Below are 20,133 nucleotides of genomic sequence, written 5' to 3' on the forward strand. Positions count from 1 at the left end.
ATGCTGCATATCGTTGCATGCATTAAGCAAGTTCCGGACACGAAGATCATTAAGATGAACCCCAAGACGAATACGATGGATCGTTCGAGCGCTCCGGCGATTCTGAATCCGTACGATTCGCATGCGGTCGAAGAGGCGGTTAGGCTGAGGGAGCGTTATGGCGGAGTCGTGTCGGTTCTGACGATGGGCCCTCCTCCGGCGGTGAAGGCGATAAGGAAATGCATCGAGATCGGGGCGGACGAAGGGTACATGATCACGGACCGGGCATTCGCGGGAGCGGATACTCTGGCGACCAGCTACGCATTGACCAAGGCGTTGGAGAAGATAGCGTCCGAAGTCCGGCCTATCGATCTGATCATTTGCGGCAAAATGACGATTGACGGAGATACCGGGCAGGTTGGTCCGGGAATCGCGCGCAGGTTAGACATGCCGCCGCTTACCTCGGTCAATAAAGTGGTCGAGATCAATCGGGCCGAAGGGTACGCGATCGTTCATCGGAAGCTGGAGGACGGGTACGAAGTTATCCGATCGACCTTGCCTTGCCTGTTCTCGGTAGAGAAAGACATCAACGAGGTTCCTTATTCCACTCTGCCGAATATGTTGCGAGCCGCGCGATATCAGCCGCATGTATGGGCGGTCAGCGATCTGAACGACATTGACAAGACGCAGCTAGGCTTGAAAGGCTCGCCGACGATCGTCAGTTCGGTATGGGCGCCGCAGAAACCGCAAGGCGGAAAGCTTCTTGAGGGGACGCCGGAAGAGCAGATTCAACAGCTGCTGGATGTCGTGTTGACGCGAAGAGAGCTGTTCGATGCTGTAGCAGGGGGGGAAGGAAGTTGAACTTCGACGATTATCGCGGCGTTTGGGTGTTTATCGAAGAGAAGGACGGACACGTGGCTTCGGTATCGCTCGAGCTGCTTGGAGCGGGAAGGCAGCTTGCGGACAAACGAAAGACGGAGCTGGCCGGGGTGTTGATCGGGGATAACGTTCAATCGCTGGCGCAGATCGCGTTCGAATACGGAGCGGATAAAGTCTATATGTACGATGCGCCCATCTATCGCTACTATCGGACGGAAACGTTCATGCGAGCGGTGTTAGCTTGCGTGGAGAAACATAAGCCGGAAATTCTACTCTATGGCGCTACCTCGACGGGAAAAGATTTGGCAAGCGCGGTGGCGACCGATCTGCCGACGGGGTTAACCGCGGATACGACGCAATTGGACGTGGAGGAAGATACCGGACTACTCCTCGCCAGCCGTCCGGCTTTCGGCGGCAACATCATGGCTACGATCTTATGCAAGAAGTATCGCCCTCAGATGGCCACCGTTCGCCCTAAAGTAATGAAAGCGCTCCCCCGCAATAAGGAGGCGTCGGGTGTCGTCATCGAGGAGAGCATCCCGATTACGGAAGAGGACATCCGTACGAAAGTTCTGGAGATCGTCCGTTCGACGACGCAACACGTTCGGATCGACGAAGCGGATGTTATCGTTGCCGGAGGCAAAGGACTCGGAGGTCCCGCGGGTTTCCAGGTTATTCATCGCTTGGCGGAGACGCTTGGCGCAGCGGTCGGCGCTAGCCGCGACGTGGTCGAAGCCGGTTGGGTTCCGCATCATCATCAAGTCGGTCAGACCGGGGTGACGGTGACGCCGAAGATTTATTTTGCCATCGGCATATCGGGAGCGATTCAGCACTTGGTCGGGATGCAGAATTCCGGATTGATTATCGCGATCAACAAAGACCCGGCGGCGCCGATCTTCCAATCCTCCCATTATGGAATCGTAGGGGATGCGCTGACGATCGTGCCTATGCTTACCGAAGCTTTCCAAATTGCGCTAGGGAGAAAGGAAGAGGCCGATGCCGGAAAAATTTGAAGCGATCGTCGTCGGAGCGGGCCCTGCCGGAATCGCTTGCGCTTACGAGTTAGCGAAGGCAGGCGTGAAGGTGCTGCTGATCGAGCGGGGAGAATATCCCGGTTCCAAGAACGTCATGGGCGGCGTGCTCTATCGCAAAATGATGGAGGAAATCGTGCCCGATTTCCATAAGGAAGCCCCGTTGGAGCGTCCGATCGTGGAACAGAGGTTTATGATGATGGATAAATCCTCGGCGGTAACCTTCTCTTACAAAGGGATGGAGTGGGCAACGGAACCGTTCAATAACTTCACCGTGCTGCGGGCGAAGTTCGATCAATGGTTCGCTTCCAAGGCGGTGGAGAAGGGGGCTTTGCTCGTCAACGAAACCGTTGTCCTGGAGTGCATCGTCGAAGACGGCAAAGTCGTCGGCGTGCGCACGGACCGTCCGGACGGAGAGCTTCGCGCCGATGTCGTCGTATTGGCGGACGGAGTGAACTCCCTGCTCGCCAAGTCGCTAGGCTTCCATAAGGAGTTCCGTCCGGACGAAGTGGCGCTGGCGACGATGGAAGTGCTGAAGCTCGACAAGAAGATTATCGAGGATCGGTTTAACCTCGAAGAAGGCCAGGGCTGCACGATCGAGCTGTTCGGAGACGCGACGAAGGGCATTCTGGGCACCGGATTTCTGTACACGAACAAAGATACGCTCAGCATCGGCGTCGGCACGTTACTTTCCGGACTGATTAAGCATAAGATAAAGCCTTACGAACTGATGGAATACGTGAAAACGCATCCGATGATCCGGCCGTACCTTCTTGGGGCGGAGCCTCAAGAATATTTGGCGCATCTGATCCCGGAGGGAGGGTATCATTCCATTCCGAAGGTAGTTGGAAACGGCGTGCTTGTCGTCGGGGACGCGGCGCAGCTCGTGAACGCGATTCATCGCGAAGGCTCGAACATGGCGATGACTTCGGGGCGGTTCGCGGCGGAAACCATCGTGGCGGCGAGAGAGCGGGAGGACTTCTCCCAAGCGTCGCTCGACGAGTACCGGGTGAAATTAATGGGCAGCTTCGTCGGTCAGGATATGAAGAAGTACAAGGATTCCACGCACCATTTCGACAAGTTCCCGCAGTATTTCGAACAGTACATTCCGATGATGAATCGCGCGGCAAGCCAGATGCTGACCGTAGACGGCTCTTCGAAATGGGAGAAGCAGAAGAAGATATGGCGCGACATCGGTCCGGCCAAGCAGAAGTTCAAGATCGCCCGCGATCTGATTCGGGCATGGAGGGTGATCAAGTAATGAGCAGCGATTCTCAGCCGGTTCCTTCCAAAGGGGCCAACATCGAGGAGAAGCAATATTTGCTCAGATTCAACGCGGATACGCAGTCGCATTTGCATGTGATGGATACGGAAGTATGCATGACCAGCTGCCCCGATAAAATATGCACGATTTTCTGCCCGGCAGAGGTATACAAGTGGGAAGAAATCCGCATGCATGTCGGATACGAGGGCTGTCATGAATGCGGGAGCTGTCGCATCGGCTGTCCTCATCAGAACATCAAGTGGGTCTATCCGAAGGGCGGACACGGCATCGTCTTTCGACTCGGGTGACAGGGGTGGGACGCGAATGAAAATCGGAGATCACGTCGTATACGTTCAGGACGGAACGAAAGGGGTTATCGTGGAAATCCATGATAATCTGTACCACATCATTTGGGAAGATCATTTCAGCAGTTGGGAACATGGCGAGCGGTTAATCATTCAAGAGGCTTATCCGTGATTGTCGCGGGTAAGCTTTTTTTCATGAAATAATTTACAATTTTATCCTATTAAACTAAAATATTAGTGTGAGTGGAAATCCATATTCCAAGTTTGGAGGTGATCTTATACTCTTTCATGGGGCAAGCCTTACCAATTTTATTCTTCAACTCGTGTTCTTTTTTCTCTTATACGTGCTGCTGAAAAAATTTGCGATTACCCCCTTGCTCACGGTGATGGAACGCAGAAAAATGTGGATTGAAAATCATGTTGCCGATTGGGAAAACTTGAAGAAACAACAGATCGATCTGCAAAATGAGCAAATAAATGTAATCCGAGAAGCTAAAGTCGAGGCTCGGACGATCATTTCAGACTTGAGGGATTCGGCATGGGTTCAAGCTGAACAGATCGTAAACGAAGCAAAAGATGAAAACAATCTGCGTATTGCCCGTGCCGTTAACGAAATCGAGATGGAAAAAGAATTAGCCCTCATCCTCATTCAAGAGCAATCCAAAGAATTGGCGGAAAGAATCGTCAAAAAAATTTTACACTAAAGAATTTCGAGAGAAGCGAGTTAAAAAGAAACAATCCAAAAAGACCGATGGGGTTAATGGAAGATACCCTTGCGGTCTTTTTGTTGTGGCTCCGTAATTACGCTTTTCGGCCGCGCCATGCGGGATGATCAATTGATGACAGAATTCAAGATTTATGCGACCGCATTCTATCTCCGCCGTCCTATTCCTTGCATTACAATTAGAGTAGTATGCATAGGCAGGCCACACGCGGCCGAGCTCCGGACAAGGGAACCAGGCTTGGCTGAATTCATTGAGGTATATGATCCCGGATGCTAGAATGAACTAATGAAAGCGCATACCTTTGCAGCCGACAGCCGTCAGGAGGGATGGACATGCCGTTGTTACCCCGAGGAATATACCCGTTCGGACGCACGATTAAGGGCCGAATGACGCTCATCCTCCTACTCAGTTCGATCGCTCCGCTAGCTTTGCTTGGAGCAATCTCGTACTCGTCGTTCCACTCTTTCCTGAAAAACACGTTGACGAGCGGCATCCAGGAGAACGTCAACAAAGAACTGACCGGCGTCGACAACGTGCTCAAAAATTTGAACTTCGCTTCCCAGCAGTTGGCGCTGGACATCGTTATGGTCGAGTATATCCAGGAGTATATGCGGACCGACGACATTCTCGTCAAACAGGATGTTATCAAGTACGTGCAAGATCGGATGACGCTGATCAATTATTCCAGCCCCCATGCGGGTATTTTGACGATTTTGGACGGCAACCGGCAAATTTTGTTCCAAAGCTTCCCGTCGCAGGACACCGTCGACCTGGACCGATACCCCATACTTCATGAAGCCAAGGGGGTGTCGTATCAAGCTCCCCATCGATCGGTCGACAAATACGGGAAACCGGAAGATGATCCCGTATTTTCGTTAGCCCGCAAGGTTACCGATTACCAACAGCCTGAATTGTCTTTTTACGTGTACATCGAGAGTAACTTTCAGACGCTGAACCAACTGTTCGGAGGCCAGCAATACGGAGAACAAGCGACTCATCTGCTACTGGACGGAGACGATCGGATCGTATACAGCGAGAATACGGAGTTATATCCGATCGGCTCCGTCTATGAGGCGGCAATGAAAGTCGGACGAGCAGGCGAGATGACGTTCGTCGCCGCCGGAGAGCAAAACTGGAAGCTGATCGTGTTTCTGAAGGGTACGGTGTTCCAGTCGGAGCTGAACAACTGGTTCACCCAGTTTTTCACTATCGGCCTGTTCTCGCTCATTCTCAGCGCCGTGCTCGCCATCATCGCCTGGCGATCGATCTTTCGGCCGCTGCAGACGTTCCGCAAGGAAATCGAATGGATGGGCGACAACCGGATCGTTCGGCCGCGCCGTTACATGCAGCTTGCCGAATTCGACGACTTGCTCGGCCGCTTTTACCGGATGCGGGATCGCGTGTTCGACCTGTTGAAGGAGATCGAATATCGCGAACGCGCCCGCAGCCGGATTGAAGTGGAGAAGCTGAGGTTCCAGATCAACCCGCATTTCATACATAACACGCTGAATACGGTTCAAGTCATCGCCAAAGTAAACAAGCAGGAAGAGATCGTCCGGCTGATCACTTATTTTACGCGCATCCTGCACTACAATTTGGGCAAGGAAGGCGCATTCGTTCACGTAAGAGACGAGATCGTGAATTTGCGGGATTATCTCGCGCTTCAGCAAATTCGGTACAATCACGCCTTCCGAGTCGACATCGACGTCGATCCCGCGGCAGAGGACAACGTACTGCCCCGGTTCGTGCTGCAGCCTCTCGTGGAGAACGCGCTATACCACGGCTTTCTTAGCGACGATGGCGTCATTACGGTGAGGATTGTCCAAGAGGAGGACGGCGGCTTGCGCATTACCGTCGCGGATAATGGCGTCGGCATGTCGGAAGAGACGGTGGCCATGCTGTCCCGAGGGAACCGAACGGCAGGACGCAAGACCGGCATGGGCATCGGACTGTCGTTCGCGCATCAGCTTATTCAGACTTATTATGGGGAAGCGCATGGTTTGGAAATCCATAGCCGGCCGGGAGCGGGCACGAAGCTGACGATCCGGATTCCGGCAAAACCGCAGGAGGGGATGGACGATGATTCGGACGCTGCTAGTTGATGACGAGCCGATTGTTCGCAAAGGGTTATTGCACATCTTGCCTTGGGATCGCCACGGCATGAGCGTCGTCGCCGATCTCGACGGCGGCGAGAAGGCGCTGGACTTGCTCGGCCGGGAGCCGATCGATCTGTTGGTGACGGATTTGACGATGCCCGGGATGTCCGGCTTCGAGTTGATCCAAGAAGCCCAAGCGAGATTTCCGGAAGTAAGTATCGCTATTCTTACTTGCCACCAGGAATTTCAATACGTTCAGGAAGCGCTCCGGATTGGAGCGCTCGATTATATCGTGAAGACGGAGATGGACGACGACAAGCTGGACCGGATTTTCGGCCGGATTGCTTCCCGAATCGAAGAGAAGCGGGTTCGTCGGCAATCGCCTGCCGCCAAATCCGCTACAGCCGATAAGGAGGGGGCGCTGTTCGTCGCTATGCAGTCCGATTGCTCCGTAGGCGAATTGTACGCGGTCCCTTGGGTATCGGAGCGGATGCCTAACCCGGTCAGCGACGCGGAGCAGGCTTGGTTCGCCGAGCTGCCGGCGTTAGACAAAAGAGATGACGGGGCGGACGGTCCCGTTCCGACGAACAAGTGGTTCGGTCGCTGGGCTGTCGTCATTCTTCATCATTTGACCATGAAGGATCGGCTACGGGAACTGTTGCCGGTATACGTCAGGCGCCATATTTTCTACCTCGTCGATCGTAAGGAAGGGAGCGTCGTCTGGCACGATTCGCTCCGCGACATCATGCTGTTCGAAGAAAAAGCGCAACCGCCGGATTGGGAGGAAGAATGGGATTCGTTCCGGTGGATTGCCGATGATCGCGCTTGGCAAGAGCTGCAGGAGCGCATCCGAATGCAACGTCCCGAGCCGTCCGCGCTGTGCGGCGCTATCTATCGGACGGTTCGATGTTGGCGAGGTATCCGGAGGTTTTCGGAAATCGAACGTTATGTGACGCAAGCTCGGACGCTGCGGATGTGGACCGATTGGCAGCTTTGGCTCGCCCGGTTGCGCCGCGATCTGAAGCGCGCCTTGGAAGGACCGGAAGCAAATCGGGAGCATTCGCTGCGTATTCTTCAATCGATACAGGGCGTGCAGCGAAGGCTTGCGGAAGGGATTACCCAGGAGGAGGCGGCTGCCTCCATTCATTTCAGCCGCGGCTACTATAGCGATTGCTTCAAGCGCACGATCGGCGTCACCTTCAACGATTTCATGCGCGAGCTAAGAATCGATCGGGCCCGGATGTGGTTGACTTGCACGGACGTTCCCGTGCATGAAATATCCCGGCGCTGCGGCTTCGCGGACGAGCCTTATTTCCGCAAGCTGTTTCGCGAGGAGACGGGGCTTGCCGCGAAGGAATACCGCGCGATGCCGGAAGCGGCGGAAGAGTATGGCCTCCGCTGCATCGGGAATGCCGACATTCGATTATTGTAGCGTCGGCAGTGAAAATTGTAATGCGAAAAAGCGCGCAGATGACAACATTCCGTCAACTGAGGCGCTTTCTCCGTATTTTCCGCATGCAGGCTTCCGTTAATATGAGTTTGTAAGCGTCATCAACATCCGGAAGAGAGGGGCAAATCCGCAATGACGAAATCTGCAAAATGGACAGCCTTCGCGCTGGCTTCGCTGCTATTCCTAACGACCGCCTGCAGCGGCGGAGGCGGCAACAACAATAACGGGGCGTCGCCGAGCGCGCCGTCGAGCGAAGCGCCGCCGGCATCATCCGGTTCGGCATCTCCATCCGCCTCGCCGGTCGAAGCGATCGACCCGTTCGGGAAGTACCCGGAAACGGTCGAGTTTACGACCGTGCGCCCGGTCGCCAACAATCCGCAATTCCCGGAAGGGCAATCGTATGAAGAAAACGACTTCAACAAGTTCATGCAAGATCAGTTGAACGTCAAACCGAAAATCGTGTGGACGTCTCCACAGGACGGCGGAGCATACAATAAAAAGCTCCAGCTGGCCATTAACGGCAACGATATTCCAGACGTATTCCAGATCGTGGATACAAGTCCGACCGCCGTTCTGTCGACGCTCAAAAGGCTGGTCGACGCGGATATGATCGAAGACTTGACCGAAGTCTACGAGCAATACGCATCTCCGCAAATGAAGGAAGCGTTCGGAAGCGCCGACAATGCGGTGCTCGATCTGTTCAAGGTCGACGGCAAATTGTACGCGTTGCCGGGACAAAATTCATTGGAAAACTTCAACTTCGTCTGGGTACGCGAAGACTGGCGGAAAAAGCTGGGTTTGCCGGAGCCGAAAACTCTGGATGATGTCATCGCGCTCGCCCAAGCATTCAAGGATAAGGACCCGTACGGCGACGGGAAGACGGTGCCGATCGCCATGCAAATGGAGAAGGAAGCCGCCGGCTTGTTCGGACCGGGATTCCTGTTCGACCAATTCGGAGCGTACCCGGATCTGTTCTATAAGAACGATGCCGGCGAAGTCGCGTTCGGGGGCATCCAGCCGGGTATCAAGGATGGGCTGAAGGTATTGTCCCAGCTATACAAAGGCGGACTGGTGGAGAAGGACATCGCGTTAAAGGATACCGGCAAGCTGCAGGAGTTGCTGGCCAGCGGCCGCGCGGGCATCGTCGGGCAAGCGTGGTGGGGAGTATGGTATCCATTGTTCATGACGTTGCAGAACGTGCCGGACGCCGACTGGAAGCCTTACATCATTCCATCCAAGCTGAACGGTAAGATCAACTATGGCACGACGCTGCCCGTCAACGGCATTCTGGTCGTGAAGAAAGGCTTTAAGAACCCGGAACTGCCGATCAAATGGTTGAATGTCTATAACGACCCTCAGCATGACGAGTTCTTCATGAAGCTCGGTCAGGACAAATTCAAAGACGCGAACGACAAGGAACCGATCTTGTGGGGCATGGGCGTCAACTCGACGGACAAAATCACGAAAGAAGCGAAGCAAATCGTCGGTGCCGTGAACGGTACGGTTGATCCGAGCACGCTGCCCGTTACGAACAAAGACGCGTACAACCACATTAAGAAGTATATTGACGAGCTGCAGGATCAACCGCAGGCCGCGAGCAAAAATATGCTGCAATGGCAAAATACCCGCAGTTGGTACGATGCGATGGGTTCGGCCGCGCAATACGAGCTGAACGTCGTCTACTCCGCGTTCGATGGCCAGACGCCTACGATGGAGAAGAAGCTGACCGCGCTGAAGGATTTGCAGATGAAAGCCTATCATTCGATGATCATGAAGTCTACGGACATCGACGCCGACTTCGACAAGTTCGCGAGCGACTGGAAATCCCAGGGCGGCGACGAAATATTGGCGGAAATCGCCGAAGCTTTGAAAAAGTAATGGCTTGGGGGAGGCGCCGAGCAAGTCTCGGCGCCTTTCTTAACATTTCAGAAAGTATAAAATCCACTCTACTTTTCTGAAATGTCTCCGACATAAACGTTCCCCCGCCATCCCTAAGGACGGCGAAGGCCGTTTATGCTTGTCCTTTATCTCTCAGGAAGCAAGGGGGTTAACGTCATGATTCGAAGATGGTCGGAACAAGTTCATTACAACTTGATGCTGCTCCCCGGCATCGTGCTCGTGCTGCTGTTCAGCGTATGGCCGATGGGCGGCATTATCCTTGCTTTCAAAGACTTCAGTCCGACCAAGGGCATATGGGGCTCCTCGTGGGTCGGTTGGGAAAATTACGAGCTGCTGTTCGATACGCCGGTAGCGATGCAAGTGTTCACCAATACGGTTGTCATTGCCCTTATGAAGATGACGATCGGCTTCGTCGTGCCGATCGTGTTCGCGCTCATGTTGAACGAGCTGCGCATCCGTTGGTTCAAGCGGACCATGCAGACGATCGTCTATTTGCCGCATTTTCTGTCCTGGGTGCTTATCGCGGGCATATTGAGGGACATGTTCGCGATCGACGGCATCGTGAACGAGTGGCTTCACTCGCAGTTCGGGCTCGAGCCGACGATGTTCCTCGCGGAACATTTCTGGTTCCGAACGATCATTATCGGCTCCGACGTTTGGAAGGAATTCGGATTCGGAACGATCGTCTACTTGGCCGCGCTGACGGCGATCAATCCGTCGTTGTACGAGGCGGCCGAAATCGACGGCGCCAGCCGCATGAAGAAGCTGCGCTACATTACGCTGCCCGGCATCGTGCCCATGATCGTGCTGGTCGGGACGCTTAGCATGCAGAACGTGCTGAACGCGGGCTTCGACCAAATTTTCAACTTGTACAACACGCTGGTGTACGACTCCTCCGATATCATCGACACCTACGTATACCGTGCAGGGCTGGAAGAAGGGCGCTTCGAAATCGCGACGGCGGTTGGGCTGCTTAAGTCGGCCATCAGCTTCGTGCTCGTCGTCAGCTCTTATGCGCTGGCCAGCAGGTTCGCGAACTACCGGATATTCTGATCACGAGGAGGAAAGCCCGATGGTACGGAACGCAACTTGGGGAACGAAGGTGGCGGACGGCGCGCTGATCGCGTTCATGGTGCTGATCTCGCTCACTTGTTTTTTTCCGCTATTGCACAACTTGGCGATTTCGTTCAGTTCGCCCGCTAAGGCGACCGGCGGATTCGTTACGATATTCCCGCAAGATTTCACCTTTGCCTCCTACGAGAAGCTGTTCGAGGACAGCACCTTTTTCCGGACGTTTTTCGTCTCCGTGGAGCGGGTTGTCCTCACGACGATTCTCAGCTTCTTCGTCTCTCTGTTGATGGCTTATCCGCTGTCGAGGACGAACAGGGACTTCGCTCTACGCAACGTGTATATGTGGCTGCTCGTGTTCGTTATGATGTTTAACGGCGGACTTATTCCGTTCTACCTCATCGTCAAGCAGATGGGGCTGATGAATTCGTTTTGGGTGCTTGTGCTTCCGATGATCGTGAACGTGTTTAACGTCATTTTGATCGTGAACTACTTCCGGGGCATCCCGAAGGAACTGGACGAATGCGCCTCGATGGACGGCGCGGGACCGTGGTACAAGGTGTTCCGCATTTATATGCCGCTGGCGATGCCGGTACTGGCGACAACGACGCTGTTCCTGATCGTCAACATATGGAACGAGTTCATGACCGGGATGATCTTCATGCGCAACATTGAAGACGCGCCGTTGCAGACCTACATGCAGCAGCTTGTCGTTCGGATCGATCCGAACCTGCTCAAGACGGTCGACGACGTTAAGCGAATGGCCAGCGTTTCGGACAAAACGCTCAGCGCCGCGAAAATATTCGTGTCCATGCTTCCGATCATGCTGTTATATCCGTTTCTTCAGCGCTATTTCATTTCGGGGATTACGCTGGGTTCGGTGAAGGAATAAGCGGGAAATTGCGGTTAGAGGGACGTGGACGGGAAGGAGGGGACGAAACGAATATGAACGAGACGCAACGAATGGATGGAACGAAAAGATTGAATGGGACGGAAGAGACGGTATTGCCTGGGGCTTCAAAGGCGATTTGGTTCGACGAGCAGGGGCAAGGCCGCAACATGTACGCCCGTTTTCGGCTGACGTTCGAGATGGACGGCGCGCCGAAAAAGGCGATTTTGAATTTGTTCGCCGACACGACCTATCAATTGTACGTAAATGGAACATACGCCGGCAACGGATCCGTACGATTCGATCCGCGGCATCCGGTTTACGACGCGCACGACTTAACCGGTCTGCTCGTTCCCGGTCGTAACTCGATCGCCGTGCAGGTCAACTATGTCGGACACAAGACGTTCATGACGATGCCGTCCCAAGGCGGATTCGCGGCATGGGGAGAAGCGGTGACGGTGAAAGGCGCATCCGTCGATCTAACGACGGGGGCGGCTGGCTGGAAAACGGTTCCGGTCCCGGCCTACCGTTATGCGACAAAGGCAAGCCTGTTTCTGAAAGCGGCGGATCATTACGATCAGCGGTTGGACGAGCCGGATTGGGCGCAGACCGATTACGATGATGGCCGGTGGCTACGCGGAACGGAGCTGGCGGATCAGAAGGCTTGGGGACATCCGCAGCCGCGGGCAATTCCGTTCATGTCCGGCGAGCCTGTACCCGTAAAGCGCGTACTGCACGCGCTGCCGCTCGTCCGGCAGGAAGAGCTCTATTCGTTCAGCGTCCCGATGCCGCATGTGAACGAGATTCACGAGCCGGACCGTACCAGCCGGAAGATGGCGGTGTTCTCATGGATCTATGCGCCGGCGGATACGGTCGTTACTCTGGGGCTGTTCTATCAGACAACCTGGATGAACGGCGAGCCGATCGCGGAAGGGTTGCCGTCGATAGACAAGAGCATGGGGTTGAACCATCGCGTGCGGCTGCGCGGCGGGTGGAACCATTACGTTGCCGAGATCGACGCGCTTCAAGACGGCGTTCATCATTACTTGGCGTTGCCGGCAGGCCGGGGGCTGATCGTGTCGGCCGATCGCGAGATCGGCTCGGCCGCGCGGTTCCGCCGCTCTCCGGTCGTCTCGCAGGAGCAGTACGAGTCCGCGATGCGAAATCTCGCGCTTCCCGGGATAACGGAGACGGCTTTCCAGGAGGCGGGCGGTTGGATCGACGTCGCTGCCGAAGAGCAGGGCGCCAGTCCAACGATGGCGACCAGTTGGGATTCGTACGGCGAACCGATCGAGTCCTTAGAGTTGGATACGTTGGTGGGACGGACGTTCGCGTTGGAAGACTACCCGGAAGGCTTCTCGCTCTTGCTGGATTTGGGATTGACGCGGCTCGTATTGCCTCGGCTCGTATTGGAAGGGGCAGGCGGCGCCACCGTCGATCTGACGTACGGCGAGCATCTGAATCCGGACGGCAAGCATTTACGTCACTATCACTGGTACGGACTCGGCGACCGTGCGGAGGCGGATTCTCGTCAGCCCTCGCTCGATTGGCGGCTGACCCAGCCCCGCGGATTCCGGTATATGATGTTGACGGTTCGCGGGGCGCGGGACAACGTGACGCTGCGGAAGCTAGAGTTAGCTTCGGCGAGCTATCCGGTGAAGACGGTCGGAGCGTTCGGCTGCTCCGATCCGCTGTTGGAGCAAATATGGGCAATGGGCGTTCGGACGCAAGCCGTTAATATGGAGGACGCCTACACGGACTGCGTGACTCGCGAACGCGGTCAATACGTTCGAGATACGATTATTCAATACCACACCAATCTGATGGCGTTCGGCGATCATGCCCTTATGCGGCGAAGCCTGGAGTTGATCGGCCAATCGCCGGATTTTACCGGGAAATTCAGGGCGGTATACCCGAACACGGGAGACTACACGATATCGGACTTTGCGCTGAACGCGCTGGAAGGTTTCCATGCTTACTACGGCCGAACGGGAGACCGGGAGTTGATCGAGACGTATTGGGACGCCATGATGCGTAATCTGGCTTGGTTCCATGAGTTGGCCGACGAACGGGACGACTTGCTGCTGGATGCGGAATGGGATACCAAACGAGGCATAAAAGCGCATTATGGCGGGTTTCATGGAGATCTAGCCATCGTTCCAGGCTACATGGACACGAAGGGCATCCATTGCGTGTTTAGCTGCACGTATTTGATAGCGATGCGATGCGCGGCCGAATTAGCGGCTGCGATCGGCCGGACGGAGGACCGGCTTGAGCTGGAGCGACGGATTGCCATCGTCGAGCGGTCCATCCGGGAAATGTTCTGGGATGGGACGCGCGGCTGTTACAGCGACAATGCTGCTCGAACGACATCGTCGGTGCATGCCAGCTTGTTCGCCGCCCGTTCGGGCGTACTTACGGAGGAGCAACTGGAGCCGTTGCGGAGCCACGTCCGTCGCAACTTGCGGTCGTTGTTCGTGAACGGCTACGGACCCGAGGACGGCGTGTATGTCTCGCCAAGCTTCTCGTTTTACATTTTCGACGGATTGTACCGGATCGGTCTTGCGGATGTTGCGGAGAGGATGATGCGTCAAGGCTGGGGATGGTTTCTGCAGCAAGGGCTGCAGCAGACGCCCGAGTATTACGACTTGGCTCAGAGCCTCTGCCATGCCTGGTCCGCTTGCCCTACGTACTTCCTGTCGAGATACGTTCTGGGTGTGTGCCCGCCCGGGTTAGAGCATCCGGATGAGGTCACCATCGACGTGCGTACAGCGGACGTGACCGCGGCCGAGGGTACGGTTCCGCATCCTCGCGGGATTGTCGAGGTCAAGTGGCATCTGGACGAAACCGGTGCCCGCATATTCGACTACGTCCGCGCGCCGGAAGGCATACGGGTACGATTCGCGTAGTAGTACGCCTGACAACTTACTGAATTCCTATCACATAAGGGCTTCTGTGTCCATTTGCTATATAAGAGTAAGACCGATCAAAGACGGCGAAGTCGTGATATTCTCGTTGTCAGCGGGAGTATATATTCAAGCTAGATTCATGCATCAGCCTCTAAGTGTAAAAATGACATTTAGAAGGGATACTTTTCTTCAAATAGAAATCTAAGTGCAGAAGTTACATCTATTTCGAGAATTTGAGCGATTATCGAAGATCATCCGCTATCTAATTGTGCATTTTACACTTAGACTAGAAAGCTCCCGAGTTTCGGGCAATCTAAGTGTACTTTCTACACGTAGTGCCTAGCGAGAGAATGGTAAATAACCCTCTCTTCCAAACGATAAGCTGCGAAAAACCGTCAGGGAAAGTCCCCTGACGGTTTTTCTTACAGCTTGACGGCTCAAGGATGCGAGGCAACCCAATCGACGATCGCCCTGTATTTCGGGGCGTTGGCGTTCGATTGTCCCGTCTCGGATTTAGCGCCCCAAGCGCCGCCGGACGACCACGTACCGGCATGGGCATAATGATTGAACAGCTTAAAGTACGGAGCGAATTTGTTGAACATGTAAATGTACTCGTTATAGATTTGCTGATTCGCGCTCCATTGGTGGGCGTTGGTCAGAAGATGCTGACCTCCCTCGTAAGTACCGAGCGGAACGTTGTATTTCTGGGCGATCGTCACCGCGGTTAATACGCGATCGATGAATACTTGGTCGGTATCCTGCCGGAACTGCGATTGAATGTTGGCGCTGGCTCCATCGAGACCGGAACCCACGTAAGGCGCAATGGCGATTAGATCCGCTTTTTGTCCGGTAGGATTCCAAGTCGCGCTGTTTATGACGTTCTGGTAGCTTTGATCGAAAATGTCGTAGTTGCCGCTGAACGATCCGACGCGTACGACGCGACTCGCCATTTCAGAGCCGTAGACGTCCGCGAACTGCTTCCATATGTTTACGGATCGATATAAGCTGAACGCGCCGCCCTGGTACCATTGGTTGTAGCCGGGGAGATTCAACGCCACGCCTTGATCGATCGTGTACTGGAATTGGGTGAATCCTCCGTTCCATGTTTCGTTGGAATATTCCACGTATACTTTCAGGTTCGGATTCAGCTTGGATTTCACGAGAACGGCCAACTGGTAGGCATAGTTGTTATCGGCCATATGCGGCAAGGTCACCCACATATCCTTGTTCGTCCGGTTGCTCAGATCGATCATCCATTCATAGGCTAGACCCGCTCTTAACGGATCGCTTGGTCCGATATAACCGATATCCGGATTGCCGGTATCGGTCGGCAAGCGCCGTTGAGACCAAGTTTGAACTTTGGAATTGTTCGTACCGCCCCAGTCCATGAATCGGATCGTCGAATAAGGGGCCAGTTCGCCAATGAAGGTCGGATTCCAGATGTCCGTACCGCTTGCATAAGCGGTAGCCCAGTTCACGTTCGATTTGAAGGGCGCTTCTCCAGACCACGGGGCGAGGAACCAGAAATTCGTACCGATCTTCATTGTCCCGGTTGGAGTAGTTCCCCCGGTCGTCACGATCAATTGCGGCTTATTGACGCCTTCGCGAGATTGATAGGCTTCCCACGTGTCCAGATTGGTGCTGAATCCGAAGCTGGCGGACGACTGCGAAGCGTTCAGCTTGTTCTGCACGGCGGTCGTCACGTCGAATTCGACGTAACCGTTACCCGTAACCGAGGCCTGGGCAATCGAGGCGGCCAAGTTAGGCTTCGTCCCGCCTTCGCTCCAGCTTTCCGTCGAAGCGTTGCTTGCGGTCAACGTATGATTGTAAACGTGGGCTTCATGGTAAATTCGCAGCTTTGCGCTGCTAATAGGGGAAGAGACTCCAGACAAGCTGAATTTGGTGAACGTATAATTCCATTTGCTAGCGTATAACGTGGCATTCGTGCCCGCCGCGGAGTCGCTTTGCGTGTCGGTGTCGGCAATCGGGTTCAGCGTGATCGTCGCGGCGGAAGCCGGCTTTCCGTTTCCGAGCAGTACCACGGAGCTTATCAATGCCAAGGCCATCATAAACGTAAACCACTTTTTCAACATGAACCTCACTCCTCATAAGAAATGAATTTTTAAGCTTTTCACGTAACGCACGAGAGCGCGTTCACCCCCTTCGTCAACAGAATAACAACGGATGGCGTCCCCCGATATGGAATCCTGTTTACCCCGAAGTGACATTCGTACGGAATTGTACGAAATTTGTCCTATCAGTCCCTTTTTTAAGGAAACCACTCATGTAACAACAGTGAGAAAGGTTTATGATCGGCGAATTTCGTTCGGGATTTCGGATAATTGTCCGCACGCGCCGTAAAACCAACAACTGTCGGCGATAAGCAGACCAAATTCGCCTCCGATCGTCCGAGGTCAAGAGTAGACTGGTATCGAGCGCTCCGCCAAGATCATCCTCCACGTTTGCTAAAGCGCTTCCATAACGGGGGTGAAGAACGGATTGCAATTGAACGCGCTCGGAATCCACATCATCGTAAGATAATGGAAAGGAGCCAAAAGATGCGATACGGAAAATGGTTGGCGATTGCGATCGCGGTCGCAATGCTAGGCGGCGGAGGCGTATGGCCTGCGCACCAAACGGTTGTCGGTGCAACGGCGCGACAGTACCCGCAAGAAGATCTTCTATTCCATGAGGCGAAGCTCTCGAATAACGGAACGATATCCGGCAATCTGAACAACGTTGCGTCGGCCGCCATCAGCGGCACGCTTATCGCGACGCTATACGATTCGGGCAACCGGATCGTTGAAATGAAAACGAGGCAAATACGGGTGGAACCCGAAGCTGGCGAGTCGTTCTCCGTGGCTTTCGACACAGCGATAGACCCGCAGAAGCATCGAGTCAAGCTGTTCGTCTGGGACAGCGTCCAATCCCAAAAGCCGCTTGCGCAAGCGGTGGATGTCGGTCTATACGCGATGTCCGAAGTGACGGCGCCCGCCGTTGACCCTTACGCCTTTTACGTAGGGAGAGTGGCCCGGCAATTCGGAGACAAGGACGAGACGCTGTCAGCGAATCTATCCTCCTATATCCGCGACGCGGACAAGCATATATCCAGCATTACGGGACAATTGAATTGGGATTACGGAGTCGGCATCGCCAAAGTCGATGCGCCCGCAAGCCAGGGAGCAACCGGCGTGCTGAACGCTGTCGGGTCGATCGAACTGACAGACGTGTCCATCCATTCCGAGAACGACTTCGGCACAGTGATCGTCGTACCGCTCGACGGCAAGCCGATCGCGAGCTCCCGCAAGCTGCTCGTACAGGCGTTCACCGAGGATAAGCCTTACGGATTCGCGTCGGTGCCGGTTAATCAGGACGGGAAGACGTTGCAGAAGATTACATCTCTAGGCACGGGGCCGATGAACGTCAAGAACGTGAGCACGTCCGTGACGCTGAAAGGGATAACCGACGTTACGAACGTATACGCGTTGGATATGAACGGCTACTACAAGGAGCCTTCGACCGGAAGCGCGTCCGCCGGCAATTACACCTTCGCGCTTAAGCCCAACGCTATGTATACCGTTGTAGAGCGCGCCGGAGTCGGTAATCCTTACGTACCTAAGCCGACAGTACCCTCGGAACCGGTGTACGTATGGTGGGAAGCGGAAGAGGCGTTGGAGACGAACTATCCGGCAACGTCTAGCTTTTCCGTGGACACGCTGCCGGATACGCGAGACCGACTGTCCGGCAGCGACTGGCTGTCTACGGATAATATTCCTTCCAGTTCCGCGAATCCGCCGTATGCGAAATACGAAGTGGACGTACCGGAGAACGGGACTTATACGTTCTATGTGCGGAAATTTTGGCTGCACGGTCCGTTCAAATGGCGCTTCGATAATAACGAATGGACGCAACTCGACCGCGATATAACGCTGCTGGACGATACGTTCCTACGCCAGTTCATCGGGGCGAACTGGGTGGCAATGGGCAGCGTCACGCTTACGAAAGGCAAGCATCGTTTCGAGTTTGCGCTTACTCCTGATCCCGAAGCCGACAATTTCGTGTCGGGGATGGACAGTTTTCTGCTGACGAAGACGCCGCATACGCCTAACGGCTTGCTTCGTCCGGGCGAGAAGTTGAACTTGGCCGAGCAAGGCTGGTGGGCATTCGAGCCGGATACGGACGCTTATGACGACAGCGCTATACTCGACTTGCGTAATTTGAACGAGCGGAAAGCCGGCGAAAATGGTTTCGTCCGCAAGCAGGGAGACAAGCTGCTGCTCGGCGACGGCCGGGAAGTCCGTTTCTGGGCGATTAACGCTGGGACCGACGTCACTAATCTGGAGAAGCCGGATGTCGATTACCTCGCCAGTAAGCTAGCCAAATACGGTGTCAACATGGTGCGGATTCACGGCAAAATTTTCGACGAGAACGGTAATATCGCGCCCAAGGCTTTGGATAAATACCACTACTTTGTTTCCGCGATGAAAAAGCAGGGAATCTACGTCGAGCTCAGCTACTACTTCGTACTGTGGTGGGATATGCGCCAATCCGCCGCTTTCAAAGGCGAGGGCGAGCAATTTTACGACTTCAACAAAGAACCGTTCGGGCTAATCCAGTTCAACAAGAAGCAGCAGGAGTTGTACAAAAAAGGAGTGCGCGCCTTGCTGCAATCTCCGAATCCGTACGAGGGCGGTTTGCCGCTCGCGCGAGATCCCGCCGTCGCGATGATCGAAGTGCAGAACGAAGACAACTATTTGTTCTGGACATTCGAGAATTGGCGATTCCCGGATCGCATCAAGGAAGATTTGTTTCGTCAATATGCGGATTGGCTGATCGGCAAGTACGGGTCGCTGGATGCCGCATACAACGCGTGGGGACCGCTCGCCACCAAGTTCGCCGATCAACCGGAGAAGGGATTGATGGTGCTCGAAGGGATCGGCGTCATTCCTGGAGCGACGGGCAACGATGGAGATTCCAAGCGGCGCAAGGATTCGTTGGCGTTTTTAACGTGGTCGCAACGTATGTTCTACGAAGAGATGAACGCTTTCCTCAAGGACGAAATTCGCACCGGCAGCTTGATCGTGGCTAGCAATTGGGTGACGGCCGATCCGCAGAAGCTGGAAGCGATCGAACGCTACACGTACGCATCGACCGATATCGTCGACCGCCATGCATATTTCGAATCCGGGCATAAGGCGCTTAACGACATGTACTGGACGATTCAGGAAGGAGATACGTACTACCCTCAGCCCGCGGTTCGTCATCCGAGCCTTAATCCGGTGAAAATCGTGCATAACGACAAGCAGCCTTCGATGATCTCCGAAATCACGTGGACAAACCCAACGCCATACGGCGCGGAAGGAACGTATATGCTGGCAGTGTACGGAGCTTTGCAAGGTATCGACGCGCTCGACATGTTCTCCGTCAAGTCTCCATCGTGGTCGGGGAAGATGGACAAGTGGCCGGTCATGTCTCCGGCGATGATGGGGCAATTCCCCGCGTTTGCGCTGCTATACCGGAACGGTTACGTGAAAGAAGCAGGCAACGTCGTGCTGGAGAGCCACAAACTCGACCCGCTGCTGCAACTAAAGGGGTCGAAAATTTACGAGTCGCTGAATCTGGACGATGCGCGCAAATAG

The 20,133-nt window shown here is 54.6% G+C and carries 14 protein-coding genes; 13 read left to right on the top strand and 1 reads right to left on the bottom strand.

The genetic code is table 11. From position 1 onward, the window contains the following. From HH215_RS28770 to HH215_RS28825, 12 genes are all read left to right on the top strand, one after another. Nucleotides 1-840: an electron transfer flavoprotein subunit beta/FixA family protein gene (locus tag HH215_RS28770; protein WP_169283016.1), complete on the top strand. Its 840-nt coding sequence runs from the start codon at nucleotides 1-3 to the stop codon at nucleotides 838-840. Next, nucleotides 837-1,871 carry an electron transfer flavoprotein subunit alpha/FixB family protein gene (locus HH215_RS28775; RefSeq protein WP_169283017.1) on the top strand — a complete coding sequence of 345 codons (1,035 nt, stop codon included), beginning with the start codon at nucleotides 837-839 and terminating at the stop codon, nucleotides 1,869-1,871. The genes HH215_RS28770 and HH215_RS28775 overlap by 4 nt, the downstream gene beginning before the upstream one ends. Beyond that, the gene (locus HH215_RS28780; protein WP_169283018.1) at nucleotides 1,855-3,150 is read left to right on the top strand and encodes an FAD-dependent oxidoreductase; all 1,296 of its coding nucleotides are present in this window, start codon (nucleotides 1,855-1,857) and stop codon (nucleotides 3,148-3,150) included. Before HH215_RS28775 ends, HH215_RS28780 begins: the two co-directional genes overlap by 17 nt. Beyond that, nucleotides 3,132-3,461, top strand: coding sequence for a ferredoxin family protein (locus HH215_RS28785; protein ID WP_375140467.1), 330 nt, complete (start codon nucleotides 3,132-3,134; stop codon nucleotides 3,459-3,461). The genes HH215_RS28780 and HH215_RS28785 overlap by 19 nt, the downstream gene beginning before the upstream one ends. A 16-nt stretch (nucleotides 3,462-3,477) precedes the next feature. Next, a complete protein-coding gene (locus tag HH215_RS28790) occupies nucleotides 3,478-3,630 on the top strand; it encodes a hypothetical protein (protein ID WP_169283020.1) in 153 nt (50 codons plus the stop codon). 67 nt (nucleotides 3,631-3,697) lie between these two features. Then, a complete protein-coding gene (gene atpF / locus HH215_RS28795; RefSeq protein ID WP_169283021.1) occupies nucleotides 3,698-4,162 on the top strand; it encodes a F0F1 ATP synthase subunit B in 465 nt (154 codons plus the stop codon). A 353-nt stretch (nucleotides 4,163-4,515) separates the two neighbouring features. Continuing rightward, nucleotides 4,516-6,285: a sensor histidine kinase gene (locus tag HH215_RS28800; RefSeq protein WP_169283022.1), complete on the top strand. Its 1,770-nt coding sequence runs from the start codon at nucleotides 4,516-4,518 to the stop codon at nucleotides 6,283-6,285. Then, the gene (locus HH215_RS28805; RefSeq protein ID WP_169283023.1) at nucleotides 6,263-7,711 is read left to right on the top strand and encodes a response regulator; all 1,449 of its coding nucleotides are present in this window, start codon (nucleotides 6,263-6,265) and stop codon (nucleotides 7,709-7,711) included. Before HH215_RS28800 ends, HH215_RS28805 begins: the two co-directional genes overlap by 23 nt. A 150-nt stretch (nucleotides 7,712-7,861) precedes the next feature. Beyond that, nucleotides 7,862-9,607, top strand: coding sequence for a type 2 periplasmic-binding domain-containing protein (locus HH215_RS28810; protein ID WP_169283024.1), 1,746 nt, complete (start codon nucleotides 7,862-7,864; stop codon nucleotides 9,605-9,607). Between the two features lie 177 nt (nucleotides 9,608-9,784). Continuing rightward, nucleotides 9,785-10,681, top strand: coding sequence for an ABC transporter permease (locus tag HH215_RS28815; RefSeq protein WP_169283025.1), 897 nt, complete (start codon nucleotides 9,785-9,787; stop codon nucleotides 10,679-10,681). A 19-nt stretch (nucleotides 10,682-10,700) separates the two neighbouring features. Then, a complete protein-coding gene (locus HH215_RS28820; RefSeq protein ID WP_169283026.1) occupies nucleotides 10,701-11,588 on the top strand; it encodes a carbohydrate ABC transporter permease in 888 nt (295 codons plus the stop codon). A 53-nt stretch (nucleotides 11,589-11,641) separates the two neighbouring features. After that, complete coding sequence (locus tag HH215_RS28825) at nucleotides 11,642-14,494, top strand: alpha-L-rhamnosidase-related protein (RefSeq protein ID WP_169283027.1); 2,853 nt, start codon at nucleotides 11,642-11,644, stop codon at nucleotides 14,492-14,494. Nucleotides 14,495-14,931: 437 nt separating this feature from the next. Here the strand turns inward: HH215_RS28825 and HH215_RS28830 are convergent, their stop codons facing one another. Beyond that, a complete protein-coding gene (locus HH215_RS28830) occupies nucleotides 14,932-16,587 on the bottom strand; it encodes a CBM96 family carbohydrate-binding protein (RefSeq protein WP_169283028.1) in 1,656 nt (551 codons plus the stop codon). A gap of 465 nt (nucleotides 16,588-17,052) precedes the next feature. Between HH215_RS28830 and HH215_RS28835 the strand changes: the two genes are divergently transcribed. Next, nucleotides 17,053-20,133 (top strand): hypothetical protein, encoded by a 3,081-nt coding sequence (locus HH215_RS28835; protein ID WP_169283029.1) that lies wholly within the window; start codon nucleotides 17,053-17,055, stop codon nucleotides 20,131-20,133.

The sequence above is a fragment of the Cohnella herbarum genome (assembly GCF_012849095.1).
In the GTDB taxonomy this organism is placed as follows: Bacteria; Bacillota; Bacilli; order Paenibacillales; family Paenibacillaceae; genus Cohnella; species Cohnella herbarum.